Here is an 18,673-nt window from a genome sequence, read left to right on the forward strand (position 1 = left end):
CGACCGCGGCGCGCTTGAACTCGCGCGCCGCGTGATCGCCCCGAAGGATCAGGCCGCGCTCTGCTGATACTGGATCTTGTGCAGGTGCGCGTACATGCCGCCCTTCGCGAGCAGTTCCTGGTGCGTGCCCGATTCGACAATATGGCCGCCATCCATCACGAGGATGCGGTTCGCGCGCTCGATCGTCGAGAGGCGGTGCGCGATCACGAGCGTCGTGCGCCCGCGCATCAGCGTTTCGAGCGCCGCCTGCACATGGCGCTCCGATTCCGAATCGAGCGCCGAGGTCGCTTCGTCGAGAATCAGGATCGGCGCATCCTTGTAGATCGCGCGGGCGATCGCCAGGCGCTGGCGCTGGCCGCCCGAGAACTTCATGCCGTTGTCGCCGATCAGCGTGTCCACGCCTTCGGGCAGCGCCGAAATCGTCTCCCACAGGTTCGCGGCGCGCAGCGCGCGCTCCACGCGCTCGCGGTCGGCCGTCTGGCCATAGGCGACGTTGTTCGCGACCGTGTCGTTGAACAGCACCACGTCCTGGCTCACCATCGCGATCTGGTTGCGCAGCGCATGCACGTCGTAATCGGCGATCGAAACGCCGTCGACCATCACCTGGCCACCGCTCGGATCGAAAAAGCGTGGCAACAGATTCACGAGCGTGGTCTTGCCGCTGCCCGACGGACCGGCGAGCGCCACCATTTCGCCGGGACTGATGCGGAACGATACGTGGTCGAGCGTCACGCGATGGCTCGCGCCGTAGGCAAACGACACGTCGCGGAACTCCACCTCGCCGCGCGCGCGTTCGAGCGGCAAGCCGCCGCCCACGGGCTCGGGCGGCTCGTCGATCAGACCGAAAATCAGCTCAGCCGCGGTCATGCCGCGCTGCAGCGGCTGGTTCACGTCGATCAGGTGCTTGAGCGGCGAGATCACGAGCAGCATCGACGTGACGAACGCCACAAAGCCGCCCACCGTCGTCTGGTCGTTCGAGGCCTGCACGACCGCAATGGTGATGACGATCGCCAGCGCGATCGAAGCAAGGAACTGCGTGAGCGGCTGCGCGAGACCGCCCGACACCGTCATGCGCATCTGGTAGCCGCGCAGGCGGCGGCTCATTTCGCCAAAGCGATCCTTCTCGTATTTCTCGCCGTTGTGAACCTTGACGACCTTGTAGCCGCCAACCGTCTCCTCGACGATATAGGACAGGTCGTTCGTGAGCATCTGATGCTCTCGGTTCAGCCGGCGCAGACGCCGGTTGATCTTGCTGACGAGCCAGCCGATAGCCGGCAGCAGCACCGCGACGATCAAGGTGAGCCGCCAGTTCAGATAGAACAGGTAGCCGAGCAGGAAGATCACGGTGAGCGAGTCGCGCACGAGCGTGACCAGCACGCCGAGCAGCACGCCGAGAATCTGGTTGACCTCGAACACGATCGCGTTGATGACCGTGCTCGCGGTTTCGCGCTGGAAGAAGCCGACGCTCGCGTGAATCATGCGCTCGAACATCTTGAGCCGCAGCGCGAGCAGCACGCGGTTCGACACGTATTGCAGCAGGTAACCGGAAGCGTATTGCGCGAGGCCGCGCACGAGCGCGAGGCCAATCACCGCGATCGGCACCAGCCATCTCGCTTTCGGGTCGCCGCGCGTGCCGAAGCCGTGATCGAGCAGCGGCTTGAGCAGCGCGGGAATGCCGGCTTCGGTGGCGGCCACCACTGCCATGGCTAGCACGCCTGCGAGGAGCACCCACATAAGCGGCTTCACATACGGCCACAGCCGCCGGCCAATGACAACCGGCGACGACTTGGTGTCGGAGCCGATCGGCTTGCTCAAGGTTGATCTCTCGCCCAAAATTTCCTCGAAAAAAATGCGGGTAATCTGCCCGCCCCCTGGCAAACAGGTACGCCATTGTAAACGTTCGGCCCAGGAGGCGATGTATCCGCCCCGCCGGGCCTTCCGCCGGGGCGGTTTCGTAGCCGCCGGCGTTTTTGTATATACTCAGCGATTCGGCTTCGGGGCTCGAACGCGTGCGCATTCAGTTCACTGCGAGCTTGCGCGCGAAGTGCGCTCCGAAAGCAAGGCCAGCGCCAGCCGGCTCCCACCTTCTTCACCTTCTTCCAGCCATCGCGAGCCAGCGCCGATGAACGACAGCGCCAAACCCGATGCGATCAGTGTCATCGTCATCGTCAAAAACGAAGCACACGATATTCGCGACTGCCTCGCATCCGTGCACGGCTGGGTCGACGAAATCGTCGTGCTCGACTCGGGCAGCACGGACGGCACTCAGGCCATCTGCCGCGAGTTCGGCGCAACGGTCGTCGAAACCGACTGGCCCGGCTTCGGACCGCAAAAGCAGCGCGCGCTCGACACGGCCCGCGGCCCCTGGATCCTCTCGCTCGACGCCGACGAACGCGTCTCCCCCGCGCTGCGCGACGAGATCCTCGCAAGCGTGAAGGCGAGCGGCGCCGACCTGTTCCGCTTGCCCCGCCAGTCGAATTACTGCGGCAAGTGGATCCGTCACTCGGGCTGGTCGCCCGACTATGTGACGCGGCTCTTTCGCCGCGACGCGGCGCGCTTCTCAAATGACCTCGTGCACGAACGCGTGATCGCCGCGCCCGAGGCGCGCGTCGGCACGCTCACTCAGGCGCTGATTCACTACAGCTTCCGCGACTTCTCGGAAGTGCTCGGCAAGATCGACAGCTATTCGACCTACGGCGCGACCCAGGGCGCGGCGCGCGGCAAGCGCGGCGGCCTGCGCAAGGCGCTGCTCCACGGCTTCTGGTCTTTCGTGCGCAGCTGGATCATCCAGCGCGGCTTTCTCGACGGCAAGATGGGCTTCGTGCTGGCGATCTCCAACGCCGAAGGCACCTACTACCGCTACCTGAAGCTCATGCTCATCGAGACACAGCAGACCGCCGCCGCCAAAGCCCGCGACGCCGCACCGGAGAGCCGATGAACGCGCGCCGCGACATGCTGGTTTCGGTGATCGTCAGCACCTATAACCGGCCCGATGCGCTCGAACGGGTGCTCGCCAGCCTGAGCGCACAGTCCGACACGCACTACGAAATCATCGTCGCCGACGACGGCTCGGCCAACGCGACCCGCGAGACCGTGGAGCGCTGCGCGGCGTCGAGCCCGGTGCGCATGGAGCATGTGTGGCACCCGGACGATGGCTTTCGCCTCGCCGAAATCCGCAACAAGGGCATCGCGCAGACCCGCGGCGATTACCTGATCTTTCTCGATGGCGACTGCGTGGCGCAGCACGATTTCGTTGCGCGCCACCGGCAGCTCGCGAGCGAGCGCGCCATCATCACCGGCAGCCGCATCCTGCTCGACGAAGCGCTCACGCAGCAGGTGATCGGCCAGACGATTCCGCTTGCGGACAAAGGCTTCGGCTTCTGGGTGCAGCAACGCCTCGCTGGCCACGTCAACAAGATCGCGCCTCTCTTCGTGAAGCTGCCGGATCGCAACTGGCGTGTGATCGAGCAGTTCAAGTGGCGCGGCATCAAGGGCTGCAACATGAGCGCCTGGCGCAGCGACGTCGAGCGCGTGAACGGATTCGACACTAGCTTCACCGGCTGGGGGCACGAGGACGCCGATTTTGTGGCGCGGCTCGCCAATGGCGGCGTGCACCGCAAGCTCGGCGCCTATGCCACGGAAATCTTCCACCTGTGGCACCGCGAGCAACCGCGCTCGCAGGCTAGCTCCAACGAGGAACGGGTGAAGGTGCGCATCGCGGATGGCACCGTGCGCGCCGAACGCGGTCTGGCCGAACTCGCGAGTTGAACGCGCACTGCGGGCACGGCGGCACGAAAACCTCCATGCCGCCCGCCACCCTTTCCCGTCAGTAAACGATCTCGATCTCGCTGCCCGCAAATTCGCCGCGCAGCGCGGCGAGCAAGTCATCGGTGGGCTTGACGCGCCAGGCGTCGCCCAGACGCACCTCACCTTCCGCCCGATCGTTGCGGTAAGCGATCTGCACCGCGAGCCCGTTCGGAATGACCGCTTGCGCACGCTCGCCGCGATCGCGACCGAAGCCGCCGCGGCCGCGCGTTTCCGTGGCAGGCGCCGGCAGCGAGTCGTCGGGCTTCGCGCGATACGCTTCGAGCACCGAGCGCAGTGCGCCTGCATTGGCATTGCCGTTCATCTGCAGCTTCACGGCCTGCGCGTAGCGGCTGCGCGCGCGCTCAAGATCCATCACCGTATCCACGGTGAAGCGAATGCCACCCGTGAACGCGTCATTGCGCGCCCCGCCCTGCACGACGAGCAACTCGTCTTCCTTGAAGAGCGCCTTGTGCGCTTCGAACTGCTCGTTGAACACGGTCACCTCGCACTGGCCGGTACCGTCGTCGAGCAGCGCGATCAGCATCTTGCCGCGCTGGGTCATTTGCGTGCGCAACGAAGCGATCACGCCCGCAATCAGCTTGTCGCGCCCTTCCTTCAGCTCGCCGATCTTCTGGCGCACGAAGCGGCGCACTTCGTCCTTGTAGGCGTCGAAGAGATGGCCCGAAAGGTAGAAACCGAGCGCCGCCTTCTCTTCCTGCAGCTTGCGCTTTTCGCCCCACGCGGGCTCATCGACCAGTTCGTGCGCGGCGAGCGGCGCGTCGCCCATATCGAAGAGGCCCGCTTGCATGGCGTTGGCGCTTGCCTGATCGGCGGCTTCCATTGCCATCGGTACGGAGGCGAGCAGTTGGGCGCGGTTTGCGTGAATCGTGTCGAACGCGCCCGCGCGAATCATCGCTTCGATCGTGCGGCGATTCACGAGACGGCGGTCGATGCGCTCGCAGAAGTCGAACAGGTCCTTGAACGGACCACCCTCTGCACGCGCGCGCAAGATTTCTTCGATGGCGTTCTGGCCGCTGCCCTTGATCGCGCCAAGACCGTAGCGGATCGTGCGCGAGCGCTTGCCTTCGGCCACGTTAGCGTCGGGTACCGGCTCGAAGCGGTACGCCGAGGCGTTCACGTCCGGCGGCAGCACGACCATCTTGTTGGTCAGGCAGTCCTCGAAGAGGATCTTCACCTTGTCGGTGTCGTCCATGGCGAGCGACATATTCGCCGCCATGAATTCCGCCGGATGGTGCGCCTTGAGCCACGCCGTGTGATAAGCGAGCAGCGCGTAAGCGGCCGCGTGCGACTTGTTGAAGCCGTAGCCCGCGAACTTCTCCATCAAGTCGAAGGTCTCGTCCGCCTTCTCGCGCGTGAGGCCGTTCTTCGCCGCGCCTTCCGCGAAAATCTCGCGGTGCTTGGCCATTTCCTCGGGCTTCTTCTTGCCCATCGCGCGACGCAGCAAGTCGGCGCCGCCAAGCGAATAGCCGCCGATGATCTGCGCCATCTGCATCACCTGCTCCTGGTAGACCATGATGCCGTAGGTCTCTTTCAGAACAGGTTCGACGCGCGGATCGGGATACTCCACCACTTCGCGGCCGTGCTTACGCGCGCAGAAGCTCGGGATCAGGTCCATCGGGCCCGGACGATACAACGCCACGAGCGCGATGATGTCCTCGAAGCGGTCGGGCTGCGCGTCTTTCAGCATGCCCTGCATGCCGCGGCTTTCCAGCTGGAACACGGCGACCGTATTCGCTTTCTTGAGAATCTGGAACGACGGCGCGTCGTCGAGCGGCACTTGCGCGAGCGACCAGTCCTTCTTCGACGGATCGAGCATGCGGATATAGCGCTCGGCCCAGTCGAGAATCGTCAGCGTCGTCAGTCCCAGGAAGTCGAACTTCACGAGGCCGACGGCTTCCACGTCGTCCTTGTCGTACTGGCTCACGACGCCGCTTTCGTCGCCCTGCGTGTAGAGCGGGCAGAAGTCGGTGAGCTTGCCCGGCGCGATCAGCACGCCACCCGCGTGCATGCCCACGTTACGCGTGAGACCTTCCACGAGCTGCGCGAGGTCGAGCAGCTGGTGCACTTCGTCTTCGTTGTCGTAGCGCTCCTGAAGGAGCGGCTCTTCCTTCATCGCGTCAGCAATCGTGACGTGCTTGCCCGGCTTGAACGGAATGAGCTTGGCCACGCCGTCGGTGAAGTTGTAGCCGAGGTCGAGCACGCGGCCGATGTCGCGCACCGCGGCCTTCGCGGCCATGGTGCCGAAGGTCGCGATCTGTGAAACCGCGTCGGCGCCGTACTTTTCCTTCACGTACTGAATGACGCGGTCGCGCCCGTGCTGGCAGAAGTCGATGTCGAAGTCGGGCATCGACACGCGTTCCGGATTCAGGAAACGCTCGAACAGCAGGTTGTAGCGCAGCGGATCGAGGTCGGTAATACCGAGCGCGTACGCGACCAGCGAGCCCGCGCCCGAACCCCGGCCTGGGCCCACCGGCACGCCGTTGTTCTTCGCCCAGTTGATGAAGTCCGCAACGATCAGGAAGTAGCCCGGGAAGCCCATCTTGATGATGGTTCCGCACTCGAATTCGAGACGCTCGTTGTAGCGCGCGCGCTCCTGCTCGCGTTCGGCCGCGTCCGGATAAAGCTGCACGAGGCGCTTTTCGAGGCCTTCTCGCGAAAGCTGCACGAGGTAGTCGTCGAGCGACATGCCGTCGGGCGTCGGGAAGAGCGGCAGCTTCGGCTTGCCGAGTTCGAGCGTGAGATTGCAGCGCTTGGCAATTTCAATGGTGTTCGCGATCGCCGAGGGAATGTCCGCGAAAAGCGCGGCCATTTCTTCCTGCGTGCGAAAACGCTGATCGGTCGTGAAGCGCTTCTGGCGGCGCGGATTCGCGAGGATATCGCCTTCCGAGATGCACACGCGCGCTTCGTGCGCGGTGTATTCCTCGTCGGTCATGAACTGCATGGGGTGCGTGGCGACGACCGGCAGCTTCAGTTGCGATGCGAGCGCCACCGCCTGCTCGACATATGGCTCGCCGCCGGGCTGGCCGCAGCGCTGCAACTCGATGTAATACGCGTTCGGAAACAGCTTCGCCCAGCGCTGCGCATGGCGCTTTGCGCTTTCGGCGTTGCCTGCCGCGAGCGCGAGACCCACGTCGCCCTGTTGCGCACCCGAGATCGCGAGGAGACCCTCGGCCAGACCTTCTTCGAGCCACGCAACGTCGACTTCCGCGCGGCCACGATACTGGTTCGTGAGCCACGCCTTGGAAAGCAGCTCGCACAGATTCAGGTAGCCGCGCTTGTCCTTCACCAGCAGCAGAAGGCGCGAAGGCTTGTCGCGGTCGTCGGGATTCGTGATCCAGACGTCGCAGCCGGCAATGGGTTTGACCCCTTTGCCACGGGCTTCGGTGTAGAAACGGACGAGGCCGAATGCGTTGCCGAGGTCGGTGAGCGCGAGCGCGCCCTGGCCGTCTTTGGCCGCCGCCTTGACGAGGTCGTCGAGGCGCACGATGCCGTCGGCAATCGAGAATTCGGAATGGACGCGGAGATGGACGAAGCGGGGATCTGACATGGCCGTCATTGTACCTTCAGGGGCACGCGATTTTCGGCGCTCGCTCGCGACGTTAGCTGTCTGGACAAGACCTTGAGCGAGCGCAGGGCCGCTGCACAGCGTGTCGACTACGCCGCAGGCGGCGCGAGGCGCGATTGAGGGATAATAGCGGATTGCGCCCGCCGCGCGCCCTGCCCCAATTGCCGTTTTCGTGGGGCCGGAAGTTGCCAGCTAGCACGCGCGCCCGGCTCCGGTTTCACGCGCTTTTTTAGCGCCTTTCCAGTTGCACCATGCGTATCCTCAATCTCTCCGCTTACCAGTTCGCCACGCTCGAGAAGACCGCCGAGTGGCGTCCGCTCGTGCTCGAGCGCTGCCAATCGCTCGATTTGCGGGGCACGATCCTGCTCGCGCCGGAAGGCATCAACCTGTTCGTTGCCGGCGATGAAGGCAACGTGCGCGCCTTCATGGACTACATCAACCACGATCCGCTCTTCGAGGGCAAGTTCGCGACGCTGCGGTTCAAGGAAAGCTTTTCCGAAACGCGGCCCTTCAACCGCATGCTCGTGCGCCTGAAGCGCGAGATCATCACGATGAAGAAGCCCGCAATCCGCCCCGAAGAAGGCCGCGCGCCTTCCGTGGCGCCGGTCGTGCTCAAGGAATGGCTCGACCGCGGCTTCGACGACGATGGTCGCCCCGTCGTCATGCTCGATACGCGCAACGCGTTCGAAATCGACGTCGGCACGTTCGACAAGGCGCTCGACTACCGCATCGACAAGTTCAGCGAATTCCCCGGCGTGATCGAGGCGAACCGCGCCGACCTCGAAGGCAAGACGGTCGTGTCGTTCTGCACGGGCGGCATTCGCTGCGAAAAGGCGGCCATCCACATGAAGGAAGTGGGCATCGAGCACGTGTATCAGCTCGAAGGCGGCATTCTCAAGTACTTCGAGGAAGTGGGCGGCGCGCACTACAACGGCGATTGCTTCGTGTTCGACCAGCGCACCGCGCTCAATCCGCAGCTCGAAGCGACGGACACCGTCCAGTGCTTCGCGTGCCGCGCCGTCGTCACGGCGCAAGAGCAGGCTTCGCCGCTCTATGAGGCGGGCAAGAGCTGCCCGGCGTGCCATCCGGAGCGCGCAAGCGCGGCGGGTGCAACGCCAGCGGCCCAGGCTGCCGCTTAAGCCGCGCGCGTGAGCGCATCGCTGCAAGGGTATCGCGGGCGCTTCGCGCCCTCGCCCACTGGCCCGCTGCACTTCGGCTCGCTCGTTTCGGCGCTCGCGAGCTGGCTCGATGCGCGAGCGCATGGCGGCGCATGGCTCGTGCGCGTGGAGGACATCGACGGCCCGCGCACCGTGCCGGGCGCGGCCGGGGACATACTCGCGACGCTTGCGGCCTTCGGCTTTCACGCCGACGAAGCACCCGAATGGCAGAGCCGCCGCACCGATCTGTACCGCGCGGCGCTCGACCGGTTGATCGCTTCCGGCCACGTCTATCCGTGCGGCTGCACGCGCAAGGAAATCGCGGATTCGCAACTGCGCGTGCACCAACGCAATACCACGCTGATCTATCCGGGCACCTGCCGCGACGGCCTGCACGGCAAGCCCGCGCGCGCGTGGCGGCTGCGCGTGCCTGATCACGAAAACGCGGACGAGCCTGCCGAAGCGCATGGCCATTCCCCACTGATCCGCTTCGACGATCGCTGGCAAGGCCCGCAGCACCAGGACCTCGCGACCGAAGTCGGCGATTTCGTGCTGCTGCGCGCGGACGGCCAGTGGGCCTACCAGCTCGCCGTAGTCGTGGACGACGCCGAACAGCGCATCACGCATGTGGTGCGCGGCGCGGACCTGCTCGACTCAACGGCGCGGCAGATCTGGCTCCAGCAGTGTCTTGGCGTGCCAACGCCCGCGTATCTGCACGTGCCTGTCGTCACGAACGCGCAAGGGGAAAAACTCTCGAAGCAGACCGGCGCGCAGGCGCTTGACGCGTCACGCCCGCTTGACGCGCTGATGGCCGCGGCGCGACACCTGGACCTCGAATTGCACGACCGCGCGCCCACGACGCTCAAAGCGTTCCAGCTAGACGCGATCGATGCGTGGAAGCGGCGGCTCGCGCAATTGCATAAATTGCCGGCCGCATAAACAAAAACGGCATGCCGCCAGGAGCGACATGCCGTTTTTTCTGTGTTGCGCGACGATCTCGCGCTCAAACTCAGCTCGACGAAGACGACGTCGGCTTGTTGCGCCACGACGCGCCGAGTCCGCCGAGCAGCGCCGCGAGCGGCTGCTTCGACTGCTGTTTTTGCGGCGCGGCGTTAGCGGGCTTGTCTTCGGCCTTGCTACGCGCATTCGCCGAAGGCTCGTAAGGCTTCAGGAAAAAGTCGTCGACGGGCTGCGAACGATGATGATGCGGGCGGTCGAACGACGCCGCGCGGCGGTGCGTGCCGCGCTCGCCACGTTCACCGCGGCCTTCGCGGCTTTCATGGCCGTCGCGCTCGCGGCGGCGGCTGCCACCTTCGTGATGCGGCACCGGCACGTCGACCACGAGGCGCTCCACGGTCAGCGGACGCTTGATGAGTTTCTCGATATCGGCGAGCTGCTTCTTCTCGTTCGGGCTGCACAGCGACAGCGCGTCACCCGAGGCGCCCGCGCGGCCCGTGCGGCCGATACGGTGCACGTAGTCTTCGGCGTTGAACGGCAGGTCGAAGTTGATGACGGCGGGCAACTCGGCGATGTCGAGGCCGCGCGCGGCCACGTCGGTCGCCACGAGCGCTTCGATTTCGCCGCGCTTGAAGGCGTCGAGCGCCTGCATGCGCTCGTTCTGCGAACGGTCGCCGTGAATCGCCGCCGCGACGATGCCCTGCTTTTCGATCTGGCGCGCGAGGCGGCTCGCGCCGATCTTGCTGTTGCAGAACACGATCACCTGCTTCAGGCCCCGGTCGCGGATCAACTGAACGACCGCGCCGGTCTTGTCGCCTTCGGCAACTTCGTACACGACCTGGGTGACGTTGGTCGCGGTGGAGTTGCTGCGCGCGACTTCGATGGTCTGCGGCGAGCGCAGATAGGTCGCGGCAAGCTTCTTGATTTCGCCCGAGAACGTGGCCGAGAACAAGAGCGTCTGGCGCTCCTTCGGCAGCAGGTTCAGGATGCGCTGCAGGTCGGGCAGGAAGCCCATGTCCAGCATGCGGTCGGCTTCGTCGAGCACGAGCATCTGCACCTGACCCAGGTTCGTGGTCTTTTGCTGCACGTGGTCGAGCAGACGGCCAGGCGTCGCGATCAGGATTTCCACGCCGCGGCGCAGCTCGTCGGACTGCGGATTCATGTCGACGCCGCCGAACACCACCGCGCTGCGCAGCGGCGTGTGCTGCGCGTAGGTGCGCACGTTGTTGGCGACCTGGTCCGCCAGCTCGCGCGTAGGCGTGAGTATCAGCGCGCGCACGGGATGGCGTGCGGGCGAGGCGCTCGTGCTCGCCATCGGCAAGAGGCGTTGCAGGATCGGCAGCGAGAAGCCCGCCGTCTTGCCCGTGCCAGTCTGCGCTGCAGCCAGCACGTCGCGGCCCGTGAGCACCACGGGAATCGCCTCCGCCTGGATCGGCGTGGGCGTCGTGTAGCCCTGCTCCTTGATGGCCCTGAGAATTTCGGGGGCCAGACCAAACTGGTCAAAGTTCGCAGTGCTGGGCGTGACGGCTGTGTCGGACATGGTGGCTTCGCTATAAAGGCGCTATTCGCGCAAGGCGCGGGAGCGCCTCAAAAGGTCACTGCTGGGCATTGCAGGTCGATGCAAAGGCGCCTGACAAGATGCAAGGCGCCCTGCTGCGACGGGCGGAACACACGCCCGCGAGGGCCTCCCGGCAAACGGATGGCCCGGGATGGCCCGTGGACGACGAGAAAATCTGCCGGGGACGGGGCGCTGGCTCCATCGCCGCGCTCGCTCGGGTTCAACCCGGCCAGACTCGCTCGATTCCAGATGGTTCCGGCGCCGCCCGGTCTATCGACTGGCGCGCGCACCGGATTTGTCAAAACGGCTCGATCGGCTTTTCAGGCCAATCCAGCAAGCGTCGGGGCGGCTTGCTACCTGCTTGCTGCCCGCCCTCTGCGGCAGGCGCAAAGGGCCGAAAGGCCGGTATTGTAGCACCTTGGCATAAATCCCTATGGCAGCAGGCCAAGTGTTCTGCAACGCTGCGCACGAGAAAACCTCGTGCGCCATGCGACGAATCATCGCGCCCTTTTTATACGACCGCGCCTCACCACGTCTCGCGCATCACCATCAACCGCAGCTCGGTCATGTCCTCGATCGCGTAGCGCACGCCCTCGCGCCCGAGGCCCGAGTCCTTCACGCCGCCGTACGGCATGTTATCGACGCGAAATGACGGAATATCGTTGATCACGACACCGCCCACGTCGAGGCCGTCCCACGCGCGGTGCGCGTTGGCGAGCGAATCCGTGAATACGCCCGCCTGCAGGCCGAAATCGCTGTCGTTGACGATTTCGAGCGCACGGCCGAAGTCGTCGAAACGCTCAAGGATCGCGACCGGCCCGAACGCCTCCTTGCGGTAGAGGTCGGTGTCGCGGCGCACGTCTTCGAGCAGCGTGGCCTCGAACATCGCGCCGTCCACCTTGCCGCCCGCGACGATCTTCGCGCCCGCGAGCACCGCGCTCTCCATCCAGCCGGCGAGGCGCTTCGACTCGGACTCGGAGATCATCGGCCCAACGAAGGTTGACTCGTCCTTCGGGTCGCCCATCTTGAGCGTCTTGACCTTGGCGATGAGTTTCTCGCGCAGCGCGTCGTAAATCGACGCGTGCACCAGAATGCGCTGCACGCCGATACAGCTCTGCCCCGACTGATAGTACGCGCCGAACGCCAGGCGATCGACCACGTAATCGAGCTTGCCGCCCTGATCGCCGTCGACGATCGCGGCTGCGTTACCGCCGAGTTCCAGCACGACTTTCTTCTTCCCGGCCTTCTTCTTGAGGTCCCAGCCCACCCCCGGCGAGCCCGTGAACGAGAGTAGCTTGAAGCGCTCGTCGGTCGTGAAGAGGTCGGCGCCGTCGCGGTGCGCGGGCAGGATCGAGAACGCGCCCTTGGGCAGGTCGGTTTCCGCCAGCACCTCGCCGATGATGAGCGCGCCCACCGGCGTGCGGCTCGCGGGCTTCAACACGAACGGCACGCCCGCGGCAAGCGCCGGCGCGACTTTGTGCGCAGCCAGATTGAGCGGGAAATTGAACGGCGAGATGAACGAGCACGGCCCGATTGGCACGCGCTTCACGTAGCCGTGATAGCCCTTTGCGCGCGCCGAAATCTCGAGATTCACGATCTCGCCGTCGATGCGCACGCTCTCTTCAGCGGCCACGCGGAACGTGTCGATCAGGCGCGTGGCCTCGCCGCGCGAATCGTTGATCGGCTTGCCCGCCTCGATGCACAGCGCCATCGCCAGCTCGTCGAAGCGCTCGCGAAAGCGCGCCACGCAATGATCAATCACGGCCTGGCGCTTGTACGGCGGGAACGCGCGCATGGCGGGCATGGCGGCTTCGGCTGCGGCGATGGCCTGGTCGATGGCCTTCGCGTCCGCAAGCGCGACGCGCGTGGCGACTTCGCCGCTGTATTTGTCGGTGACTTCGAGGTCGGTGTTGGCGGCGACGGCCTCGTTGGCCAGGTAGTACGGATAGGTCGGTTTGAGCATGACGGGTTCTCCGTAAGTGCAGCGTCAAAGCTGCGCGCTCAGGCGCTTGATATCGCGATTGAGTACGCGCTCGTTGTCCGAATAATCGATGGGCACGTCGATCACGTGCACGCCCGATTGCGCCAGACACTGCTCGACGAGCGGCTTGAATTCGTCCGCCGAGCCCACGCGGTGGCCGTGCGCGCCGTAGCTCTGCGCATAGTCGACGAAGTCGGGGTTCTGCAGCGTCATCCCGTAGTCGGGGAAATTCATGTTTTCCTGCTTCCAGCGGATCATGCCGAACGCGTCGTCGCGCAGCAGCAGCACGACGAGATCGAGCTTCAGGCGCACCGCCGTCTCCAGTTCCTGCGAATTCATCATGAACCCGCCGTCGCCGCATACCGCCACGACCTTGCGCTGCGGATGCACGATCTTCGTGGCGATGGCCGACGGCAGCCCCGCGCCCATCGAGGCGAGCGCGTTGTCGAGCAGGATCGAATTGGGCTCCCGTGCTCGGTAGTAGCGTGCGAACCAGATCTTGTACATGCCGTTGTCGAGGCACAGGATGCCGTCTTCCGGCATCGCGCCGTACACGTCGTGCACGAGCCGCACCGGATACATCGGAAAACGCTCGTCGTGCTGGCCCTTGGCGAGATGCGCCTCGAAATGGCGCTTGATCTCCTCGAAGCGCGTGAAGTCCCACGCGTGCTCGCGCGGTTTCAGGCTCTCCTTGAGCTGCCAAACGGCGTTGGCGATGTCGCCCACCACCTCGATCTGCGGGAAATACACGGGATCGACTTCCGCGCCGAGAAAATTCACGTGGATGACGGTTTTCTCTTCCGCGCTGCGCATGAAGAATGGCGGCTTCTCGATCACGTCGTGGCCGACATTGATGATGCAGTCGGCGTGCTCGATCGCGCGGTGCACGAAGTCGCCGTCCGAGAGCGTCGCGTTGCCGAGCCAGAGCGGATGCGATTCGTCGATCACGCCCTTGCCCATCTGCGTGGTGAAGAACGGGATGCCGGTTTCGTCGACGAATTCGCGCAGCACGTTGCGCGTGGTCTTGCGATTTCCGCCCGCGCCGATCATGAGCAGCGGATGGCGCGCCTTGCAAATGGCCCCGACCGCATGCGCGACGGCCTTTTCCTCGGCCACGGGCCGGCGGCTGAAGCTCTTGGGAATGGGTTTGCCGTCGCCCTCTTCGTCGGCCACATCCTCGGGCAGTTCGAGATGCACGGCGCCGGGCCGCTCCTGCTCGGCCTGGCGAAACGCCTCGCGCACGAGCGCCGGAATATTGCCGATGGAGACGATCTGGCGCGCGTACTTGGTGAGCGGCTCCATCATGCGCACCACGTCGACGATCTGGAAGTGGCCCTGCTTGCTCGACTTGATGGGCTTCTGGCCCGTGACCATCAGCATGGGCATGCCGCCCAGCTGGGCGTAGGCGGCGGCGGTCACGAAGTTGGTGGCGCCCGGGCCGAGCGTGGCCAGACACACGCCGGTGCGGCCCGTCAGCCGTCCGTAAGTGGCGGCCATGAAGCCCGCGGCCTGCTCGTGGCGCGTGACGATCAGACGAATCTTCGAGCGGCGCAGCGATTCGAGCAGATCGAGATTCTCTTCCCCTGGAATACCGAACACATACTCGACGCCTTCGGCTTCCAGCGCCTTCACGAACAGATCCGATGCTTTCATCGACCACCTCGTTGGCAAGAGCGTGGCAGGCGGCGCGGACGGCAGCCGGCCTTCGCGAACAGGCCGACAGGTTACTCCCGCAAGGCGGAATGTGCTGTGAAGCGTGCGTTCGGCGTCAGCGCATGATCGTCGCGCAGCCGGAGAGCACCGGCTTCGGACTCGCGTCGGACGTGACGTCGTAGAGATCCGCGCCCGGGCCCTTGGTCCACCACGTGTAGCGCTCGGCGACGTACTTCACGCCCGAAGCGGCGATCACGCCGACGAAAAGGAGCTTGCGGCCGTCCACGGGCACGAGTGCGAAGCTCTGCCCATTGGCGGCGTTGAGATAGGTGACCTTGAAGGTCTTGCTGTTCGAGCAGGTGTAGCTGAACGTGTGGCGCGATTGCACCTGGATGTCGCGCACTTCGAGCGGGGCCGCATTTGCCGCGCTGGCGCAGAGCGCGGCGGCAAGACCGCACGCTGCCGCCAACCGGATTGCGCCGCTTCGACCATCGATCATCGTGTTCTCCGTGTGTTGCGTTGCCCCCGCGCCTCACGCCACATGTCGCACGCGGCTCACGCGCGAAGGGATGGCTCACACGATAACCCGGCACGAGCGACGGCCGCCTTGCGCGCGGCCAACGCAGCGTGCCGGTTATACGATCACTACGCGCTTACTGCGCGGCGTCGCCCGGCACCGGACGCACCGCCGCGGCCGCTTCGCGGGCGCGCGAACGGGCCTCGTCGGTGTCGGCGCCCGTGGCGAGCGCGACGCCCATGCGGCGCTTGACGAAGCTCTCGGGCTTGCCGAAGAGGCGCAGGTCCACGCCCGGCACGGCCAGCGCCTGAGCGACGCCCTCGAACGCGATGCCGCGCGCGTCCATGCCGCCGTAGATCACGGCCGATGCGCCCGGACCGCGCGCCGTCGTATCGACCGGCAGACCGAGGATCGCGCGCGCGTGCAGTTCGAACTCGGAGAAACGTTGCGAGGCGAGCGTGACGAGCCCCGTGTCGTGCGGACGCGGGCTCACTTCCGAGAACCACACCTCGTCGCCACGCACGAACAGCTCGACGCCGAACAGGCCACGCCCGCCCAGCGCCTCGGTCACCTTGTGCGAGATCTCGCGCGAGCGCTCGAGCGCCTTTGCGCTCATCGGCTGCGGCTGCCACGATTCGACGTAGTCGCCGTCCACCTGGAGGTGGCCGATCGGATCGCAGAAGTACGTTTGCACCTGGCCGCTCGCCGGATCGATGGCGCGCACGGTGAGCTGCGTGATTTCATAGTCGAAGTTGATGAAGCCCTCGACGATCACGCGCCCGCGATTCACGCGGCCGCCCGCGAGCGCATATTCCCAGGCGCGCTCGACGTCGGCGTCGCTGCGCACGACCGACTGCCCCTTGCCCGACGACGACATCACCGGCTTGACCACGCACGGATAGCCGACCTTGGCGACGCCCGCCTTCAGCTCGTCGAGCGAATCGGCGAACGCGTAGGGCGACGTGGCGAGGCCGAGTTCCTCGGCAGCGAGGCGGCGGATGCCCTCGCGGTTCATCGTGAGCTGCGCGGCGCGCGCGGTGGGGATCACCTCGGCGACGCCTTCGGCTTCGACTTCGGCGAGCGCGTCGGTGGCGATCGCTTCGATTTCGGGGACAACGAGATGCGGGCGTTCGGCGTCGATGAGCGCGCGCAGCGCCTTGGGATCGGCCATATCGATCACGTGCGCGCGATGCGCAACCTGATGGCCGGGCGCGTTTTCGTAACGATCGACGGCGATCACCTCAACGCCAAGACGCTGCAGCGCGATGATCACTTCCTTGCCAAGCTCGCCCGCGCCGAGCAGCATGACACGGGTGGCGGAAGCGGAAAGCGGCGTGCCGATGCGGGGGCGGGTTTGCATGATGTCTCCAGAATGATGACGGTAATGCGCAATTGCGTGAGAGCGCCGATGTTAACACGCGGCATTGCCGCAGCGAGGCGCGCTGGGGCGCCGGCGGCGGCTCAGTTCAAGGGCGCCGCACGCACGTTTGCGCTCGCATGCTGCAGCGCGGTGCGTTACGCTTACGCCTTCGTTGATTACGAGGAACGATGCGATGCATAACAGCCAAACGCGGAGCCAGATGCCGAGCCAGGCGCCAAGCCAGAGTGCGCGCGTGAATTTGCGCCCTGCCCGAGGCGTATTCGCGCGCAAGCTGACCTCGCGCACGGCGATGCTCGCGGCTGCCCTGCTGGTATGCGCGTGCAAGCTGCCGGTGCACACGGACGCCTCCGCGCCGCTGCCCGATCCGTTCAACCCCGCCACGACGCAGTTGCTCGACAACACGCACTGGCAGCTCACGGAATGGAAGCGCGCCGACGGCACGTTGCGCGCCCTGCCGGGCCCGAACGCCGACGCCGGCAACACCGAAAACCCCGACGCCCGCCCCATCACGCTCGACCTCTCGACCGAGAGCGGCCAGCGCCGCGCAAGCGGCTTCTCGGGCTGCAACCGCTATTTCGGCGCCTATACGCTCAAGAACGGCCTGCTGTCGTTCAGCCAGCTCGGCGGCACGCGCATGGCGTGCATCGGCGCGGGTGGCGACATCGAGGGCGCCTATCTGGAGGCGCTCTCGCATATCACGCGCTCGGGCGTGCAGATGCGCCATCCGCAATCGCTCTTTCTCGTGCTCGAAAACGGCGACCGCCTGACTTTCGCCGAGCAAAGCGCCGAGCCTGGCGCCAAGCCGGATGCAGCGCCCGGCGCCGCCTCCGACGCCAAACCGGCGCAGTGAACGCTGCGCGCATCAGCCGCCGCGCCCTTGCCCGGCGCGGCTCTTTTTTTGTTGCGCGCGAACCAAAGCGCCGCGCGCCGGGTCTTTGGCGTGTCGGGCGCGCAACGCTCGCCGTGCCGCGCGCAACACCGTCCTCAAGTGGATGGCGGCGCGCAGGGGCCGAGCGGTTACACTCCACACGTCGCACACCTTCTCTACGTACATCTTTGGCATGCACACGGTAGTTCCTGGCTGGTTCGGCATTTCGGCCGTCTGGTTCATCCCTCTGATCTGGCGTCTCGTCAAGTCCGTGCTGCCGGGCGGCGCAGGCCTGCGCGGCCCAGGCACGATCCGGCTCTGGCTCGGCTTCATTGGCGTGCTCGTGGCGAGCTGCGCGCTCGAGGCGACGCTTCTCGACATCGCCGGTTTCGACGCGCTCGGCCATGCGCTTGCGGGCGGGCTCGGCAAGCTCATCGGCCACGTGGCCGCGCCGCTCGCGATGACGGCGCTTTTCCTCGTGAGCTTGCCGTGGCTGCTCGACTTCCATTGGCGCGAATTCCTCGCCTGGGCCGACATCTCGCTCGGGCTCGGCCTGAACATCCGCGCCGCACGCGAGACCGAAGACAGCCCGCGCCGCGAGCGCCGCAGCCGCCGCGCCGCGGCCGAGGAAGGACTTCCCGCGCATAGCGCCGCAACCATTACGCCGCCGATGCCGGGTGACAGCGCGCGCCGCAAGCGGCCGACGATCTGGCGCCCGCCAGCGCGCGAGGGTCGCGACGGTCGCGACAATCGCGATAGTTCGCGTACGGCAGGAGCGATGGCTGCGGGACTTGGCGCAGCGTCGACTGCCGTCGCCGCACAGGACGCTTTTGCGGATACAGCTTCGTGGCGGGCCGAACCGGGCTTGCGTGGCCCCGCCGATCCCGCCACGGCATGGGCGCGCACCGAGCCGACCGCAGCCGCCGACTGGCTGCGCGGCACGCGTGCGCCAGTGCAAACGCCGCCCGCAGGTACGTCGCGCGCACCGATGGAGCCACCGCGTGCGCCGTTGCAGCAAGGCGCGCCGCTCGGCGAAGCACGCCGCCAGCCGGCGCGCAGTACGAACGCCGCGTCAGAGATGGCGAGCGCGCATGGCGTCCCCGCGCACCCCAAGGCGCCGTGGCGCGCTGAACCGAACCATGCCCGGCCTGCCATGGCCGCGGCGATGGCGGGTGCGCGAGCGGCTTCGGCTGCGGTGCACGGTGCAC

The 18,673-nt window shown here is 66.0% G+C and carries 12 protein-coding genes and 1 pseudogene; 6 read left to right on the forward strand and 7 right to left on the reverse strand.

All coding sequences use genetic code 11. The features are described 5' to 3' along the window. Window positions 1-48: 48 nt before the first annotated feature. Complete coding sequence (gene msbA / locus VSR72_RS40680; RefSeq protein ID WP_342957832.1) at window positions 49-1,833, reverse strand: lipid A export permease/ATP-binding protein MsbA; 1,785 nt, start codon at window positions 1,831-1,833, stop codon at window positions 49-51. Between the two features lie 289 nt (window positions 1,834-2,122). Between msbA and VSR72_RS40685 the strand changes: the two genes are divergently transcribed. Together VSR72_RS40685 and VSR72_RS40690 are read left to right on the forward strand one after the other, a co-directional pair. Further along, window positions 2,123-2,938, forward strand: a complete 816-nt coding sequence (locus VSR72_RS40685; RefSeq protein ID WP_342957833.1) for a glycosyltransferase family 2 protein — start codon at window positions 2,123-2,125, stop codon at window positions 2,936-2,938. After that, complete coding sequence (locus tag VSR72_RS40690) at window positions 2,935-3,768, forward strand: glycosyltransferase family 2 protein (protein ID WP_342957834.1); 834 nt, start codon at window positions 2,935-2,937, stop codon at window positions 3,766-3,768. Before VSR72_RS40685 ends, VSR72_RS40690 begins: the two co-directional genes overlap by 4 nt. Before the next feature lie 58 nt (window positions 3,769-3,826). Here VSR72_RS40690 and dnaE read toward each other — a convergent pair whose 3' ends face one another. Further along, window positions 3,827-7,384: a DNA polymerase III subunit alpha gene (gene dnaE, locus VSR72_RS40695; protein WP_342957835.1), complete on the reverse strand. Its 3,558-nt coding sequence runs from the start codon at window positions 7,382-7,384 to the stop codon at window positions 3,827-3,829. Window positions 7,385-7,644: 260 nt separating this feature from the next. Between dnaE and VSR72_RS40700 the strand changes: the two genes are divergently transcribed. Together VSR72_RS40700 and gluQRS are read left to right on the forward strand one after the other, a co-directional pair. Next, window positions 7,645-8,532 (forward strand): sulfurtransferase, encoded by an 888-nt coding sequence (locus VSR72_RS40700; protein ID WP_342957836.1) that lies wholly within the window; start codon window positions 7,645-7,647, stop codon window positions 8,530-8,532. 21 nt (window positions 8,533-8,553) lie between these two features. Further along, on the forward strand, window positions 8,554-9,489 hold the full coding sequence (gene gluQRS / locus VSR72_RS40705; protein WP_342957843.1) for a tRNA glutamyl-Q(34) synthetase GluQRS: 936 nt from the start codon (window positions 8,554-8,556) through the stop codon (window positions 9,487-9,489). Window positions 9,490-9,559: 70 nt separating this feature from the next. Here the strand turns inward: gluQRS and VSR72_RS40710 are convergent, their stop codons facing one another. The 5 genes from VSR72_RS40710 to purT all read right to left on the reverse strand — a co-directional run bounded on the left by VSR72_RS40710 (window position 9,560) and on the right by purT (window position 16,576). Beyond that, window positions 9,560-11,047, reverse strand: a complete 1,488-nt coding sequence (locus VSR72_RS40710) for a DEAD/DEAH box helicase (protein ID WP_342957837.1) — start codon at window positions 11,045-11,047, stop codon at window positions 9,560-9,562. 544 nt (window positions 11,048-11,591) lie between these two features. Beyond that, complete coding sequence (locus tag VSR72_RS40715; RefSeq protein ID WP_342957838.1) at window positions 11,592-13,028, reverse strand: aldehyde dehydrogenase family protein; 1,437 nt, start codon at window positions 13,026-13,028, stop codon at window positions 11,592-11,594. Window positions 13,029-13,052: 24 nt separating this feature from the next. Further along, a complete protein-coding gene (locus tag VSR72_RS40720; RefSeq protein ID WP_342957839.1) occupies window positions 13,053-14,699 on the reverse strand; it encodes an acetolactate synthase large subunit in 1,647 nt (548 codons plus the stop codon). Window positions 14,700-14,814: 115 nt separating this feature from the next. Then, the gene (locus VSR72_RS40725; protein WP_342957840.1) at window positions 14,815-15,198 is read right to left on the reverse strand and encodes an MliC family protein; all 384 of its coding nucleotides are present in this window, start codon (window positions 15,196-15,198) and stop codon (window positions 14,815-14,817) included. Window positions 15,199-15,352: 154 nt separating this feature from the next. After that, entirely contained in the window at window positions 15,353-16,576 is a 1,224-nt protein-coding gene (gene purT, locus VSR72_RS40730) for a formate-dependent phosphoribosylglycinamide formyltransferase (protein WP_342957841.1), read from the reverse strand. A 310-nt stretch (window positions 16,577-16,886) separates the two neighbouring features. On the opposite strand from purT, the gene VSR72_RS40735 reads away from it, so the two are divergent. Together VSR72_RS40735 and VSR72_RS40740 are read left to right on the forward strand one after the other, a co-directional pair. Beyond that, window positions 16,887-17,447, forward strand: a complete 561-nt coding sequence (locus VSR72_RS40735; RefSeq protein WP_342957844.1) for an META domain-containing protein — start codon at window positions 16,887-16,889, stop codon at window positions 17,445-17,447. A gap of 211 nt (window positions 17,448-17,658) precedes the next feature. After that, window positions 17,659-18,673 (forward strand): annotated as a pseudogene (locus VSR72_RS40740) (cell division protein FtsK); the annotation flags it as partial.

Source organism: Paraburkholderia sp. JHI869 (genome assembly GCF_038900775.1).
GTDB lineage: Bacteria > Pseudomonadota > Gammaproteobacteria > Burkholderiales > Burkholderiaceae > Paraburkholderia.